Below are 15301 nucleotides of genomic sequence, written 5' to 3'. Positions count from 1 at the left end.
GTAGCCGTCCGACAGGGCATCGACCTTGACGACGACAGCACCGGCAAAGAGGGACCGCGCCGCCGGGTTCGATGCTCACGCCGCTCTACGCGTGGCACGCATCTCGGCGGCCACGTCTCGTCGGCTCCTGCCCCGTCAGAACCCCTCGTCCCCGAGGAACTCCGTGTCCTCCCCCTCCTCCTCCAGCGCCTGCCGGACCACCCGCAGGGCCATGCCCTCGGAGTAGCCCTTGCGGGCGAGCATGCCCGCAAGGCGGCGCAGCCGCTTGTCGCGGTCGAGGCCGCGTGTGGAACGCAGCTTGCGGGCGACGAGTTCGCGCGCTGTCGCCTCCTCCTGCTCCGAGTCGAGCTGCGACACAGCCGCGTCGATCAGTGTGGAGTCGACGCCCTTGGTCCGCAGCTCCTGGGCAAGAGCCCGCCGGGCGAGCCCGCGGCCGTGGTGCCGGGACTCCACCCAGGCGTCCGCGAACGCGCTGTCGTTGATCAGCCCGACTTCCTCGAACCGCGACAGCACCTCCTCCGCGGCCTCGTCCGGGATCTCCCGCTTGCGCAGGGCGTCGGCGAGTTGCTTGCGCGTGCGCGGGGTCCCGGTGAGCAGGCGCAGGCAGATCGCCCGTGCCCGCTCCACCGGGTCCGCCGGGGATTCCTCCTGCTCGGCCCTCGACGAGGAGGAGGAACCCCCGTCCTCACCGGACGGCTCATCGCGGCGCCGCTGCCGGCGCCCGCGGGAGCCGCCCGCCCCGCGGGTCCGGCCGCCACGGCGCGAACCACCACCGGACGAGCCGAAACCGTCCGGTCCCCCGCCGTCCGGCCGCTCGCTGCCCCCCGGCTCGTCGCCGTACGACCCCCCGATGCCGTACGCCGTCGTGCCGCGTGACCTCGCGCGGCCGTGTCTCACCTGTGCGCCGTGGTCCGTCTCGGCCCCGTACGCATCGCCGTCCGGCCCGTCAAGAGCCGCGTCGCCTCTCCCGTCCCTTCCTCGCGGAGGGTCCGGGTAGGCGTACTCGGCCCAGTCGGTTCGCCGTGTCATAGGTCAGCTCTTGGCAGCCGGAGCCTTGGTCTTGGCTGCCTTGGCCGCAGGAGCGGGCGCCGTCTTCGCGGTGTCGTCCGCGGTGGCGGAGACGGCGGCGTCCGCGCCCGGCTCGGCGGTGGGCTCCTCCGGACGTACACCGACGCCCAGCTTCTCCTTGATCTTCTTCTCGATCTCGTTGGCCAGGTCGGGGTTGTCCTTCAGGAAGTTGCGCGCGTTCTCCTTGCCCTGGCCGAGCTGGTCGCCCTCGTACGTGTACCAGGCACCGGCCTTGCGGACGAAGCCGTGCTCCACGCCCATGTCGATCAGGCCGCCCTCGCGGCTGATGCCCTGGCCGTAGAGGATGTCGAACTCGGCCTGCTTGAAGGGCGGGGCGACCTTGTTCTTGACGACCTTGCAGCGGGTGCGGTTGCCGACCGCCTCGGTGCCGTCCTTCAGGGTCTCGATGCGGCGGATGTCGATGCGCACCGAGGCGTAGAACTTCAGCGCACGGCCACCGGTCGTGGTCTCCGGGGAGCCGAACATCACGCCGATCTTCTCGCGGAGCTGGTTGATGAAGATCGCGGTGGTCTTGGACTGGTTGAGCGCGCTGGTGATCTTCCGCAGGGCCTGGCTCATCAGACGGGCCTGGAGACCGACGTGGCTGTCGCCCATCTCGCCCTCGATCTCCGCGCGCGGGACGAGCGCGGCGACGGAGTCGATGACGATGAGGTCGAGGGCACCGGAGCGGACCAGCATGTCCACGATCTCCAGGGCCTGCTCGCCGTTGTCCGGCTGGGACAGGATCAGGTTGTCGATGTCGACGCCGAGCTTCTTCGCGTACTCGGGGTCGAGGGCGTGCTCGGCGTCCACGAAGGCGACCTGGCCGCCTGCCTTCTGCGCGTTCGCCACCGCGTGCAGCGTCAGGGTCGTCTTGCCGGAGGACTCCGGGCCGTACACCTCCACCACACGGCCACGTGGCAGGCCGCCGACGCCGAGGGCGACGTCGAGTGCGGTCGACCCGGTGGGGATGACCTCGATGGGCTCGTTCGGCCGCTCGCCGAGGCGCATCACGGCGCCCTTGCCGAATTGCCGTTCAATCTGTGCGAGCGCGGCGTCGAGCGCCTTCTCGCGGTCGGTTCCTGCCATGGGTTCCACCCGGTTTGCTTGAGTCGATCGCTTCACGTCAAAGACGCTAACGCCTGCCACTGACAATGCGCCCCGACGCCCGTCCGGCCTGTGGATAACTCGGGTACATCTCTGTCAAAACCGTGCCGAATTACCCGTCGAGAGCCTCGCCGGAGCCTCCATGAGAATGGATGTTCGATTTTCGTGTCAAGCGCACCACGCGACACCTCCGACCCTACGTCCGCGTTCCGACAACGAGCCGGACTCCAAGGCATGCGGCCGCTGTTCGCGCCTGCGCCGCGTCCGGGTCGTCCGGCTGCTCCCTGCGGCGTACGGTGGGTGTCTCCGGCCGGACGACGACCGGAGGGGGCGCTCTCGCGAGGCTGAAGGCATGGAGACCACGCAGCGCACCCAGGAGGGCGGCAGGGCGAAACGTTCCCATGTCGTCGCAGTCACGGCGGGGGACCGCCCGGCGGAGCGCCTCTGCCACGCCGTCGGCCTTGTCCTGATCCTCTCCGGACTCGTGCACCTGGTGGTGTTCGCCGTCGACGGCGGCCCCTGGGACGGGCCCGTCTCCTGGCGCAAGCCCGTCACGTTCGGGCTGTCCTTCGGGGCGACGCTGATCGCGGTCACCTGGGTGACGTCGTATCTGCGGATCGGTTCGCGGCTGCGCGCCCTGCTGCTCATCGTGTTCGCCGCCGACTGCGTCGTGGAGGTCGGCGGTATCACCCTTCAGGCCTGGCGCCGGGTGCCCTCGCACCTCGACATGGAGACACCGTTCGACACCGCGGTGTCCATGACGCTCGCGGTGGGCGGAGGCGTCCTCGTGGTGCTGCTCACCCTGTTCGCCGTCGCGTCGTTCCGGCACCGGCCGACAGGTCCCGCGGGAATGGCGCTCGCGGTACGTTCCGGCTTCGCGATCCTGCTCGTCGCGCTCGCTTCGGGCGCCGCGATGATCGCGCGCGGTGTCGTGCTCACCCGGACCGGGCACCAGGAGGCGGCCTACCACTCGACGGCCCCGCTCAAGCCGCTGCACGGAGTCGGCCTGCACGCGGTGCTCGTCCTGCCGGCGCTGGCCAGGCTGCTGTCCGGCACGTCCTGGAGCGAGCCGGTCCGGCGGCGGATCGTGGCCGCGGCGACCGGCTGCTACGTGGCTGCCGTCATCGTGGCCGGGGTGTGGGCCGTCCTCACGTACTGAGCAGGTTGCGTCGGCTCAGCGGGCCGTGCCTCAGAAGGAGGACCCCTCTCCAGCTTCCACCGCTTCGTCCTGTGCCACCCCCGGCCGCCGTATCCACAACTGCTTCGCGCGTGTGAGCAGACCCGGCCCGGATCCCCCTCTCCGGTGCCCGTGGACACGAGGGTCGTCCGTGACGGCGTACCGCTTCACATAGGCCCCCAGGAACGCCTGCAGCGTGGCGACCGCGGGGATGGCGATCAGCGCGCCGACGGCGCCGAGGAGCGCGGTGCCGGCGATGACCGAACCGAAGGCGACGGCGGGGTGGATGTCGACGGTCTTCGCGGTCAGCTTGGGCTGCAGCATGTAGTTCTCGAACTGCTGGTAGACCACGACGAAGATCAGCACCCACAGCGCGTACCAGGGACCGACGGTGAAGGCGATCAGCATGGGCAGGGCACCCGCGAGGTAGGTGCCGATGGTCGGGATGAACTGGGAGACCAGACCCACCCAGACGCCGAGCACGGGCGCGTAGGGCACACCCAGGATCTGCAGCAGGATGTAGTGCGCTATGCCGGAGATGAGCGCCATCAGGCCGCGCGAGTAGATGTAACCGCCGGTCTTGTTGACGGCGATCTCCCATGCACGCAGCACCTCGGCCTGACGCGCGGGCGGCAGGACGGAGCAAATCGCGCGGCGCAGCCGCGGGCCGTCCGCGGCGAAGTAGAACGAGAACAGCACGATCGTCAGCAGCTGGAAGAGACCGCCGAGGACCTGGGCGGACACGTCCAGCACACCGGTGGCGCTGTTCTGCACGTAGTTGCGCAGCCAGTTGGAGCGGAGCAGTCCTTCCTGGACGTCAACGCGTCTGAGCTCGGTGTGGAAGTGTGTGTTGACCCAGTTGATGACGGAGTCGAGGTAGTCCGGGAAGTCCTCGACGATCTTGATGATCTGGCCCGCGAGCATGGAGCCGAGCAGGGTGACGAAACCCGCCGCCATGATCATTACGGCGAGGAAGACGAAGCCTGTCGCCAGCCCCCTGCGTATGCCGCGCGAGGCCATCCAGCTCACCGCGGGCTCGATGGCCAGGGCCAGGAAGAACGCGATGAGAATGTTGATCAGCAGGCCGGTGAGCTGATGGAAGGCCCAAGTGCCCAGCTGGAAAGCCGCGTACAGGGCGAGGACGAGCACCACGGCGCGTGGCAGCCAGCGCGGCATACGGACGCTCGGCCCGGTGTCGTCGGCCGGGGGTCGGCCGGGCGGCGTCGTACCGAACGGGGATGCGTGCTGGGCCGTCTGCCCGGACTCGTCAGTGGGTGCCACGGATTCAGTCTCGCCCACTGGTCTGACAATCAACTACCGCCCTGCGATCTTCGTGACCGATCAGTGCTTCTCCCGCGGAACGTCCATGACGGTGCAGACCACGCGCCACACGTCCTTGGCGTCCCAGCCGGCGTCCAACGCCCCGCGCACGGTGCGACCGCCGAGCTCCGCCATCACGTGGTCGCGTGCGAAGGTGTCGGCGTATCCCGGACCGAAGTGATCCGCCATCCGCTGCCAGAAGACCGTCAACCGCATGACTCCAGTATCCCGCCCCTGAGGGTGGGCCTGAGCCGGGACCCCTTGCCGAGACCGCTTTCCGCCCTACGGTCTGACGCATGCCCGAAACAGGAGCTTCCCCCCTGCCTGCCACACCTCCGGCACGCTCCCCGCTGTTCCGCGCCGAGCACTTCGTCTGGCTCACCGCGCGCGTGCTGGAGCAGCGCCTCTTCACGCACCACTTCCTGAACGGGGGCGCCGACCCGGTGGAGACCGCGCTGGACGCGTACCGCAACGAGGACGGCGGGTACGGCCACGCGCTGGAGCCCGATCTGCGCGGCCCGGTCAGCCAGCCGCTGCACACTGTGCGCGCGCTGCGTGTTCTGGATGCCATCGGGCGGTGTGGCGGACAGCGGGTGGAGCGCGTGTGCCGCTATCTGACCGCCGTGTCCACGACGGACGGTGCCCTCCCGGCGATCCACCCCAGCCAGCGCGGCTATCCGGCGGCCCCCTTCATGCCGATCGTGGACGACCCGCCCAGTGAACTCCTCACCACGGGTCCGGTGGTGGGCCTGCTGCACCGCAACGAGGTCTGGCACGCCTGGCTGTTCCGGGCCACGGACTTCTGCTGGCATGCCGTCGAGTCGCTGGAGAAGTCCCACCCTTACGAGATCGAGGCCGCCGTGGCCTTCCTGGACTCCGCTCCCGACCGCCCGCGCGCGGAGGCGGCCGCCGACCGCCTGGGCCGCCTGGTGCGCGAACAGCGGCTCGCGGCTCTGGAGCCCGACCGCCTCGACGCTTACCCGGTCGCCCTCGGCTACGCGCCCGGTGAGCACCACTTCCCGCACGACTACGCGAGGACGCCGAGCTCACTGGCGCGCGCGTGGTTCACGGATGCCGAGATGACGCGCTCCCTGGACTACCTCGCGGACGCACAGCACGAGGACGGCGGCTGGCCCGTCCGCCGGCACCGGTGGACAGCGGGGACCGCCCTGGAGGCTCGCCCCATGGCAACGATCGAGGCACTGCACACCCTCAGAGCGCACGGGCGTCCCATCGGCTGACCCGGGCGCCGTCACCCGCCCATGGCGCGCACCCCGGCGGTCACCACGACAGCCGCCGCCACGACGAGCAGGAACGGGGCGCGCAGCACCAGCGCCACAGCGGCTGCGGCAAGCCCTGCAACCCGCGCGTCGAGCACCAGGGCGTGCCCGTCGGCGAAGGTCTGCTGGGCCGTGAGGGCGGCGAGAAGGGCCACCGGCAACAGCGCGGCCAGACGCCTGACGAGCGGCTTCTCGAGCACGCCCGCGGGTACGAGCAGTCCGGCGAGCTTGACGGCGTAGCAGCCGAAGGCGGTCGCGCCGATCGCGATCCAGGTGTTCAACGGTCTTCCTCCGGTACGTCGTTCTCGTGTGCTGCCCTGCGTGACACGCCCCGGCGGCGGCCCTCCAGGCACAGAACAGTGGGCGCTGCCAGCGCGGCCACCAGGACGGGCACTCCGGCGGGCAGCACGGGCAGCAGACAGAGCCCCAGCAGGACGGCGAGGCCGGCCACCGCGCGCTCGGTGGTGGTCTTGAGCATCGGCGCGAGCAGAGCGAGGAAAACGGCCGGCCCGGCGGCGTCGAGGCCCCACGCGTCGGTGTCCCCGATGGCGTCGGCGCCCAGTGCGCCGAGGAACGTGGTGAGGTTCCACAGCAGGTAAAGACTGAGCCCGGTGACGGCGAACCCGATGCGCGTGCTTCGCCGCGTGGGCTGTGCCAGCGCGACCGCGGTGGTCTCGTCGATGACCCATTGCGCGGCGAACGGCCGCATCGCGCGCGGGAGGGCCAGCAACTGGGACAGACGGAGCCCGTAGAAGGCGTTGCGCACCCCCAGGAAGAAGGCGCCCGCCGCTGCCGTGAGCGGGTTGCCCCCAGCCGCGAGCGCCCCCACCAGGGCGAACTGGGATGCCCCGGTGAACACCAGGAGGCTGAGCGCGCAGGTCTGCGGCAGCGTGAGCCCGCTGCCGGCCGAGGTCACCCCGAAGGCGAAGCCGGACAGTCCTACGGCGACGCCGACTGCGAGCGCATCCCGTACGACGTCGGAGTCGGCCTTCCCTCCGCCTTCCGGACGTGAGCCTGTGAGAGCTGTCTGTTCTGCCACGTACCGGACGGTAGAAGCAGTCACGCCCGGGCGTCTTGTACGTTCTTGCGCTCACGCCGGTACGCCCCAGGGGGCACGCCGACGATCCGGGTGAAGTGCCGGTTCAGATGCGGCTGATCGGTGAACCCGACGGCGACGGCGGTCTCCGCGGGCGTCGCACCGGCGTCCAGCAGCCGTCGCGCCTGCCGCACCCGCGCGTCCGTGAGCCAGGTGTGCGGCGGCATCCCGTAGGCGTCCCGGAACGCCCGCAGCAGAGCGAACGGGCTGGTACCAAGATCGGCAGCAAGCCTCTCCAGGGTCGGAGGCCCGGCCAGGCTCTCCTCCAGCACGGCACGCGCGCGTGCCGCGATCCGGGCACCCGCCGTCCGCACCTCCCGCTGCGGCAAGGCCCCGCCGTTGAGCCGTAGCAACCTCGTCACCGCGACCCGCAGCAGCGTGTCCGCGGCCAGCGCATTGCCGTCCTCCGCGGCACGCAGCACCTGATGCACAAGCCCCACGGTGTACGAATCGTCGAGCACCGGACTGACGAACCCGGGCGTCCCCCGAATGAACGTGGTCTCGGCCGCGATCTCGGCCACCACCTCGGGCGACGGATACACGGCCCCGTACCGCCACCCCTCCGGCACACCGGCCCGCCCCGTGTGCGGGGTGTCCGGATTGACCAAAGCGAGCGCCCCCGCCCCCGCGTACTGATCCGCCCCGCGATGGTGAAACACCTCAACCCCATCCGCGATGGCAGCGATGACGAAGCTCTCGTGCGTATGCCGCACGAACTCCTTGCGGATGTACCGAGCACGCAGCAGATCAACCCCGGGCAACCCGGCGTACTGCCAGTGCCGAGCCAACTCCTTCCCCGACCCCGCCATCCCCCCATTCTCCGCCACCCGACCCAAAGCAGCCCCACGCCCGCACTCCCACCCCACCCCCACGCACCCGCAGCCGCCGACGTACGGGAGCGGGTCGCGGCGGTGCGGCGCAGCCCGCCGCGTACGTCGTCCCACCGCCGGCCCCTCCCCCACCAGGCCACTCCCCCACGGGCGGCGGGCTCGCCGCACCGCCGCGACCCCGACCCACAACGAACCCCACCGCGCCCGGCCACCCAAGCCCAGCGCCGCGAACCCGCAGGTCAGCCCCATTGTCAGTGGCCGGGTGCAGGATGGACGCATGGTCAGCTCCGCACACCGAGCCCTGGACGGCTTCTCCCCCGCGACCCGCGGCTGGTTCACGGGCGCCTTCTCCGCGCCCACCGCGGCCCAGGCAGGCGCGTGGCAGGCCATCAGAGAGGGCTCGGACGTCCTGGTGGTCGCCCCCACCGGCTCCGGCAAGACGCTGGCCGCGTTCCTCGCCGCCCTGGACCAGCTGGCCTCGACACCCCCGCCCGCAGACCCCAGGAAGCGCTGCCGCGTCCTGTACGTGTCGCCGCTCAAGGCCCTCGCGGTCGACGTCGAGCGCAACCTCCGCAGCCCCCTGACCGGTATCCGCCAGGAATCCGTACGCAGGGGCCTGCCCGAGCCCGAGGTGAAGGTGGGCATCCGCTCCGGCGACACCCCGGCCGCCGAGCGCCGCGCCCTGTCCACCCGCCCCCCGGACATCCTGATCACCACCCCGGAGTCCCTGTTCCTGATGCTGACGTCAGCCACGCGCGACGCGCTGACCGGCATCGAGACGGTGATCCTCGACGAGGTGCACGCGGTGGCGGGCACCAAGCGCGGCGCGCATCTCGCCCTCTCCCTGGAGCGGCTGGACGAGATCCTGCCGAAGCCGGCCCGCCGCATCGGCCTCTCGGCGACGGTCCGCCCGGTCGACGAGATCGCGCGGTACCTCTCACCGCGCCGCAAGGTGGAGATCGTCCAGCCGAAGTCGGACAAGGAGTTCGACCTCTCGGTCGTCGTCCCGGTCGAGGATCTGGGCGAGCTGGGCGGCTCCCCGGTCGCCGACGGATCGGAGGGCACGGAGCGCCCGTCGATCTGGCCGCACGTCGAGGAGCGGATCACCGACCTCGTCCAGGCCCACCGTTCCACGATCGTGTTCGCCAACTCCCGTCGCCTCGCGGAGCGTCTGTGCAACAGGCTCAACGAGATCGCGTACGAGCGGGCCACCGGCGAGACCATGGACGAGCACCACGCTCCGGCGGAGCTCATGGGCGGCTCGGGAGCCGCGCAGGGCGCGCCACCCGTCATCGCCCGCGCCCACCACGGCTCGGTCTCCAAGGAGCAGCGCGCCCTCGTCGAGGAGGACCTCAAGGCGGGCCGTCTGCCCGCCGTGGTCGCGACCTCGAGCCTCGAACTCGGCATCGACATGGGCGCGGTGGACCTCGTCGTCCAAGTCGAGTCCCCGCCGTCCGTCGCCTCCGGCCTGCAGCGCGTGGGCCGCGCGGGACACCAGGTGGGCGCGGTCTCCACCGGCGTGGTCTTCCCCAAGTACCGCGGCGACCTCGTCCAGGCGGCGGTGGTCACCGAGCGCATGCGCACCGGCTCCATCGAATCCCTGAAGATCCCCGCCAACCCCCTGGACGTCCTGGCGCAACAGCTGGTGGCGATGACAGCACTGGACACCTGGCAGGTCGACGACCTGCTCGCCACGGTCCGCCGGGCCGCGCCCTTCGCCTCACTCCCGGAGTCGGCGTTCACGGCGGTCCTCGACATGCTCGCGGGCCGCTATCCCTCCGACGCGTTCGCCGAGCTGCGCCCGCGCGTGGTGTGGGACCGCGTCGCCGGCACGGTCACCGGCCGCCCCGGCGCTCAGCGCCTCGCCGTCACCTCCGGCGGCACCATCCCCGACCGCGGGCTCTTCGGAGTGTTCCTCGCCGGAGCCGACCCCAAGAAGGGCGGCGGCCGGGTCGGCGAGCTCGACGAGGAGATGGTCTACGAGTCGCGCGTGGGAGACGTCTTCACTCTCGGCACCAGTTCCTGGCGCATCGAGGACATCACGCGCGACCGCGTCCTGGTCTCCCCCGCGCCGGGCGTACCGGGCCGGCTCCCCTTCTGGAAGGGCGACCAGCTCGGCCGCCCGCTGGAACTGGGCCGCGCGGTCGGCCAGTTCCTGCGCGAGGTCGGCTCGCTGCCCAAGGAGGACGCCCGGCTGCGCCTCCTCGCGGCGGGCCTGGACGCCTGGGCCGCGGACAACGTCCTGTCCTACCTGGACGAGCAACGCGAGGCCTGCGGCCACGTCCCCGACGACCGCACGATCGTCGTGGAGCGCTTCCGCGACGAGCTCGGCGACTGGCGGGTCGTCGTCCACTCCCCCTTCGGTGCCCAGGTGCACGCGCCGTGGGCACTCGCCCTCGGCGCGAAGCTCTCCGAGCGGTACGGCATGGACGCCCAGGTCATGCACGCCGACGACGGCATCGTGCTGCGCCTCCCGGACGCCGACCTGATGGGCCTGGACCTGCTCGACCAGGAACCGATGAAGGCGGGCACGGAGTACGACGCCGACCAGGCACCCGTCGGCGCGGCGGACGTCGTCTTCGACAAGGGCGAGGTCGACCAGGTGGTCACCGACCAGGTGGGCAGCTCCGCCCTGTTCGCGTCCCGCTTCCGCGAGTGCGCGGCCCGCGCGCTGCTGCTGCCGCGCCGCAACCCGGGCAAGCGCACCCCGCTGTGGCAACAGCGCCAGCGCGCCTCCCAACTGCTCCAGGTGGCCAGCGAGTTCGGCTCGTTCCCGATCGTCCTGGAAGCGGTCCGCGAGTGCCTCCAGGACGTCTTCGACGTCCCCGGCCTCGTCGAGCTGATGGGCGACCTGGAGTCCCGCAAGGTACGCCTGGTCGAGGTCACCACCCCCGAGCCCTCCCCCTTCGCCCGCTCCCTCCTCTTCGGGTACGTCGCCCAGTTCCTCTACGAGGGGGACTCCCCGCTCGCCGAGCGCCGCGCCGCCGCGCTCTCCCTGGACTCGCGGCTGCTGGCCGAACTGCTGGGCCAGGCGGAGCTGCGCGAACTGCTCGACGCCGAGGTGCTGACCGAGCTGGAGCGGGAGCTCCAGTGGCTCACCGAGGACCGGCGCGTCAAGGACGCCGAGGGTGTCGCCGATCTCCTGCGCCTGCTCGGCCCGTTGACCGAAGCGGGGCTGGCCGAGCGCGGCGCAGAGCCGCAGTGGGCCCAGGAACTGGCCGGCGCCCGCCGCGCGATCAGGGTCCGCATCGCCGGTGCGGACCACTGGGCGGCGATCGAGGACGCGGGCCGCCTGCGCGACGCCCTCGGCACGGCCCTGCCGGTCGGCGTCCCGGAGGCCTTCACGGAGCCGGTGAAGGACCCCCTCGGCGACCTCCTCGCCCGCTATGCCCGCACCCACGGCCCCTTCACGTCGGCCACGGCGGCGGCCCGCTTCGGCCTGGGCGTGGCCGTGACGGAAGGCGCACTCAAGCGCCTCGCTGCGAACGGCCGTGTCGTCCAGGGCGAGTTCCATCCGGCGGGCATCGGCCAGGAGTGGTGCGACGCGGCGGTACTGCGCCGACTGCGCCGTCGTTCCCTGGCCGCGCTGCGGCACGAGCTGGAACCGGTGGCACCGGCCGCGCTCGCCCAGTTCCTGCCGCAGTGGCAGCACATCGGCAAGGGGCACGGCCTGCGCGGTGTCGACGGACTGATGCGTGCCGTCGAGCAGTTGCAGGGCGCATCCGTGCCCGCGTCGGCCCTGGAGAAGCTGGTCCTGCCGTCCCGCGTCGCCAACTACACGCCCGCGATGCTCGACGAGCTCACCGCCGCCGGAGAGGTCGTCTGGGCCGGCGCCGGCGCCCTTCCCGGCAAGGACGGCTGGGTCTCGCTGTATCTGGCGGACGCCGCACCCCTGCTCCAGCCCCCGCCCCACCCGCTGGAACTGACCGCGCTCCACCAGTCCGTGCTGGACGCCCTCTCCGGGGGCTACGGCCTGTTCTTCCGCCAGATCGCCGACCAGGTCCGCGCGACCACCCACCCCGAGGTCACCGATCCCCAACTGGCCGACGCCGTCTGGGACCTGGCCTGGTCCGGCCGCCTCACGAACGACACACTGGCCCCCATGCGCTCCCTGCTGGGCTCGGGCCGCACCGCGGGCTCCACGGCCCACCGCGCCAAGCGCAGCGTCCCCCGCGGGCGTTACGGCTCCCTGACCGCCGCAGCCCGCCCCGCCTCCCGCAGCGGTCCGCCGACCGTCGCGGGCCGCTGGTCCCTGCTCCCGGCACGCGAGGCCGACCCGACGGTGCGCGCGCACGCCGTCGCCCGCACCCTCCTCGACCGACACGGCGTGGTCACCCGGGGCGCCGTGGCCGCGGAAGGCATCGAGGGCGGCTTCTCGGCGACGTACCGCATCCTGTCCGCCTTCGAGGAGAGCGGCCAGGCACGGCGCGGCTATGTGGTGGAGGGGCTCGGCGCGGCCCAGTTCGCGATGGACGGCGCGGTGGACCGCCTGCGCGCGGTGTCCAACGCCCGCGACCGCGGCGAACCCCTGCCGCAGCCCACGGCCGGCGGCACGCCGAGCGGCTTCCCCGCCGACCCCTTCGGCTCGTCCCACGCCTTCACCGCGCCCGGCGACCCGAGCGCCGGAACGCCCCACGGCCACACACCCCACAGCTCCGACGACCCCGACACCTTCGACTGGACAAGCGGCTTCGACTCGGGGAGCGGCACCGCCCGGAGCGGGGACCGCGAGCGCCGGAACCGGCCCGAGTTCGACATCACCGGCTTCGAGGACGACTTCGGCCTCCCGCCCGCCCGCGCCTCACGGGACGAATACGTCTCGCCCCGCGACCTCGCCTCCCCAGGCGCAGGCGGCCCCCGAAGCGGCCCCGGCTCGTACGGCTCCGCCTACCCGGAGCGCCGCCCCCGCCCCACTCCCGACTCCAGAGCCGTCGTCCTCGCCGCAGCCGATCCGGCGAACGCGTACGGCGCAGCACTGCCCTGGCCGGAGCCCCCGACCGGCGCGGGGCACAAGCCGGGCCGAAAGGCGGGCTCCCTGGTGGTCCTCGTCGACGGGGAACTGACGCTCTACATGGAGCGTGGCGGCAAGACGCTGCTGGCCTGGCCCGCCGACCCGGAAGGCACCGCCGTCGAGGACCCGCGCCTGCAGGCCGCCGCGCAAGCCCTGGCCGGGGCCGCCCGAGCAGGCTCGCTCGGCACCGTCACGGTGGAGCGGGTCAATGGCGCCTCGGCCCTGACCTCCCCCATCGGCACTCTCCTGGAGGGAGCCGGCTTCATCGCAACCCCGCGGGGCCTGCGGCTGCGGGCGTAACCGCCAGGGGCCCGCTGTCCGAGCCCGCGCGCGCCCGCCCGTGACACCCTTGACCCATGCCCGAAGGAGACACGGTCTGGCAGACGGCGAAACGCCTGCACGACGCCCTCGCCGGCAAGGTGCTGACCCGGAGCGACTTCCGGGTGCCCAAGTACGCCACGACCGACCTCACGGGCCATACCGTCCTGGACGTCACCCCGCGCGGCAAGCACCTCCTGACGCGTATCGAGGGCGGCCTCACGCTCCACTCCCACCTGCGGATGGACGGCTCCTGGAAGGTGTACGCGAACGGCCGGCGCTGGACCGGCGGCCCCGCCCACCAGATCCGCGTGATCCTGGGCAACGCCGACCGCACCGCAGTCGGCTACCGGCTCCCCGTCCTCGACCTCCTGCGCACCACCGACGAACAGCGCGCCGTCGGCCATCTCGGCCCCGACCTCCTCGGCCCGGACTGGGACCCGCAGCTGGCGCTCGCCAACCTGCTCGCCGACCCCGCCCGCCCCCTCGGCGAGGCCCTCCTGGACCAGCGCAACCTCGCCGGCATCGGCAATGTGTACAAGAGCGAGCTCTGCTTCCTGCTCGGCGCCACCCCCTGGCTCCCCATCGGGGCGCTGCCCGCCGACCGGGCGGCGAAGCTGCCCGTGCTCGCCAAGAAGCTCCTGGAGGCCAACCGCGACCGCCCGGTCCGCACCACGACGGGCCGCCGCGGCCAGGACCTCTTCGTGTACGGCCGCGCGCCCCGCCCCTGTCTGCGCTGCCACACCTCCGTCCGCGTGGCGGACCAGGGCGACGGCTCCCGTGAACGCCCCACCTACTGGTGCCCCCACTGCCAGACGGGACCGGCACCGAGCACTTCCCCACCCCGCGGAACTCCACGCCGTACGACTAATTGACGACCCGTCAGAAACCCTCGTACCGTCCCTTCATGCCCGTCAAGGCGTACGAACTCACCGGACGTACCGCATTCGTCACCGGAGCGGCCGGCGGCATCGGCCGCGCCTCGGCCGTGCTGCTCGCCGAAGCGGGCGCCACGGTCCACTGCGCCGACCTCGACGCACAGGGCCTGCACGAGACGGCGACCCTGATCAAGGACGGCGGCGGCACCGCCCGTGTCCACCACCTCGACGTCACCGACCGGGGACAGCTCAGACAGGCCGTCGAGTCCTGCGAGCGCCTGGACGTGATGGCCGCGGTCGCCGGGATCATGCACAGCAGCCCGGTCCTGGAAACCCGGGACGAGGACCTCGACCGGGTCCTGAGCGTGAACTTCAAGGGCGTGCTGTACGCCTGCCAGGAGGCCGCCCGTCTGATGCTGGACCGGAGGAGCGGCGGCAGCATCATCACCATGGCCTCCGGCGCCGTCGACACCGGCCGCCCCGGCCTGCTCTGCTACGGGGCGTCCAAGGCGGCCGTCGTCCAGCTGACGAAGACCCTGGCGAACGAGGTCGGCCGGCACGGAATAAGGGTCAACGCGGTCGCCCCCGGCTGGATCCGCACCCCCATGACCGACCGCCACGAGGACGGGGCACAGGCGCAGACCGAGGCACTGATGGCCCGGATGTCACCACTCGGCCGGGTCGGCGAACCGGAGGACGTCGCTCACACCGTGCTGTATCTGGCGTCCGACGCCTCCTCGTTCACGACGGGCCAGATCCTGCGTCCGAACGGCGGGGTGGCGATGCCGTGGTGATGCGGGCCGTCCGCCAGGCCAGCCGCCACCGCCCTGCCCCTACGGCGCCCGCCGCCCCCGTCTTCGGCACACAGTGCACCGGCAGCAGACCCAGCCCCCAGCCCCCCGCAGCGACCGCCCCCTCCAGCACACCGGCACCGGGCGCAAACGCAAGCCGCAGTACCGCCCACCACCACAGCACCCCGAGCCCGAGAAACGCCCCCCACCGCACTGTCGGCCGTGCCATGGACGCCACCTCCGGCCCCGAAGCTAGACCGCCGCCTTCACCCCCGGAAAGGGCGCACCGACGGCACATGGGCGCAACGCATCGCAGGCATCCACCATGACCGCCCCGGACCACACCGGCAAACGGACCGCACAGCCGTTCGACCCTCCGACAACACGAAAACCCCGACCGCACCTCCCCAGCTCTTCCTGGAGAA

The 15301-nt window shown here is 72.0% G+C and carries 12 protein-coding genes and 1 pseudogene; 5 read left to right on the top strand and 8 right to left on the bottom strand.

The annotated features are described in order from the left end of the window. Positions 1–135: 135 nt before the first annotated feature. Positions 136–1029 (bottom strand): recombination regulator RecX, encoded by an 894-nt coding sequence (gene recX, locus ABT254_RS40980; RefSeq protein ID WP_351482424.1) that lies wholly within the window; start codon positions 1027–1029, stop codon positions 136–138. A 3-nt stretch (positions 1030–1032) separates the two neighbouring features. Beyond that, on the bottom strand, positions 1033–2157 hold the full coding sequence (gene recA / locus ABT254_RS40975; protein WP_351482421.1) for a recombinase RecA: 1125 nt from the start codon (positions 2155–2157) through the stop codon (positions 1033–1035). A 370-nt stretch (positions 2158–2527) separates the two neighbouring features. On the opposite strand from recA, the gene ABT254_RS40970 reads away from it, so the two are divergent. Beyond that, positions 2528–3334 carry a hypothetical protein gene (locus ABT254_RS40970; RefSeq protein WP_351482419.1) on the top strand — a complete coding sequence of 269 codons (807 nt, stop codon included), beginning with the start codon at positions 2528–2530 and terminating at the stop codon, positions 3332–3334. A 30-nt stretch (positions 3335–3364) separates the two neighbouring features. On the opposite strand, the gene ABT254_RS40965 is transcribed toward ABT254_RS40970, so the two are convergent. Then, entirely contained in the window at positions 3365–4633 is a 1269-nt protein-coding gene (locus ABT254_RS40965; RefSeq protein WP_351482416.1) for an AI-2E family transporter, read from the bottom strand. Between the two features lie 60 nt (positions 4634–4693). Continuing rightward, positions 4694–4888 (bottom strand): DUF3046 domain-containing protein, encoded by a 195-nt coding sequence (locus tag ABT254_RS40960; RefSeq protein ID WP_351482413.1) that lies wholly within the window; start codon positions 4886–4888, stop codon positions 4694–4696. A gap of 80 nt (positions 4889–4968) precedes the next feature. On the opposite strand from ABT254_RS40960, the gene ABT254_RS40955 reads away from it, so the two are divergent. Beyond that, on the top strand, positions 4969–5913 hold the full coding sequence (locus ABT254_RS40955; protein ID WP_351482410.1) for a hypothetical protein: 945 nt from the start codon (positions 4969–4971) through the stop codon (positions 5911–5913). A gap of 11 nt (positions 5914–5924) precedes the next feature. On the opposite strand, the gene ABT254_RS40950 is transcribed toward ABT254_RS40955, so the two are convergent. The 3 genes and pseudogenes from ABT254_RS40950 to ABT254_RS40940 all read right to left on the bottom strand — a co-directional run bounded on the left by ABT254_RS40950 (position 5925) and on the right by ABT254_RS40940 (position 7857). Beyond that, a complete protein-coding gene (locus ABT254_RS40950; RefSeq protein WP_351482407.1) occupies positions 5925–6233 on the bottom strand; it encodes an AzlD domain-containing protein in 309 nt (102 codons plus the stop codon). Then, positions 6230–6991, bottom strand: a complete 762-nt coding sequence (locus ABT254_RS40945; RefSeq protein ID WP_351482404.1) for an AzlC family ABC transporter permease — start codon at positions 6989–6991, stop codon at positions 6230–6232. The genes ABT254_RS40950 and ABT254_RS40945 overlap by 4 nt, the downstream gene beginning before the upstream one ends. Continuing rightward, a pseudogene (locus ABT254_RS40940) lies at positions 6892–7857 on the bottom strand (helix-turn-helix transcriptional regulator). The gene ABT254_RS40945 and the pseudogene ABT254_RS40940 overlap by 100 nt, the downstream one beginning before the upstream one ends. 298 nt (positions 7858–8155) lie before the next feature. Between ABT254_RS40940 and ABT254_RS40935 the strand changes: the two are divergent. The 3 genes from ABT254_RS40935 to ABT254_RS40925 are packed head-to-tail and all read left to right on the top strand — an operon-like array spanning position 8156 to position 14879. Continuing rightward, positions 8156–13189, top strand: coding sequence for an ATP-dependent helicase (locus ABT254_RS40935; RefSeq protein WP_351482401.1), 5034 nt, complete (start codon positions 8156–8158; stop codon positions 13187–13189). 56 nt (positions 13190–13245) lie between these two features. Beyond that, on the top strand, positions 13246–14082 hold the full coding sequence (locus tag ABT254_RS40930) for an Fpg/Nei family DNA glycosylase (RefSeq protein ID WP_351482398.1): 837 nt from the start codon (positions 13246–13248) through the stop codon (positions 14080–14082). A 32-nt stretch (positions 14083–14114) separates the two neighbouring features. Then, positions 14115–14879 (top strand): SDR family NAD(P)-dependent oxidoreductase, encoded by a 765-nt coding sequence (locus ABT254_RS40925; protein WP_351482395.1) that lies wholly within the window; start codon positions 14115–14117, stop codon positions 14877–14879. On the opposite strand, the gene ABT254_RS40920 is transcribed toward ABT254_RS40925, so the two are convergent. After that, complete coding sequence (locus ABT254_RS40920) at positions 14827–15105, bottom strand: hypothetical protein (protein WP_351482392.1); 279 nt, start codon at positions 15103–15105, stop codon at positions 14827–14829. The genes ABT254_RS40925 and ABT254_RS40920 overlap by 53 nt on opposite strands. Positions 15106–15301 lie beyond the last annotated feature (196 nt).

The organism is Streptomyces sp. NPDC001137, assembly GCF_040298885.1.
Classification (GTDB): Bacteria; Actinomycetota; Actinomycetes; order Streptomycetales; family Streptomycetaceae; genus Streptomyces.
The sequence above is the reverse complement of the archived record's forward strand: the minus strand, read 5'-3'. Positions and strand labels throughout refer to the sequence as shown.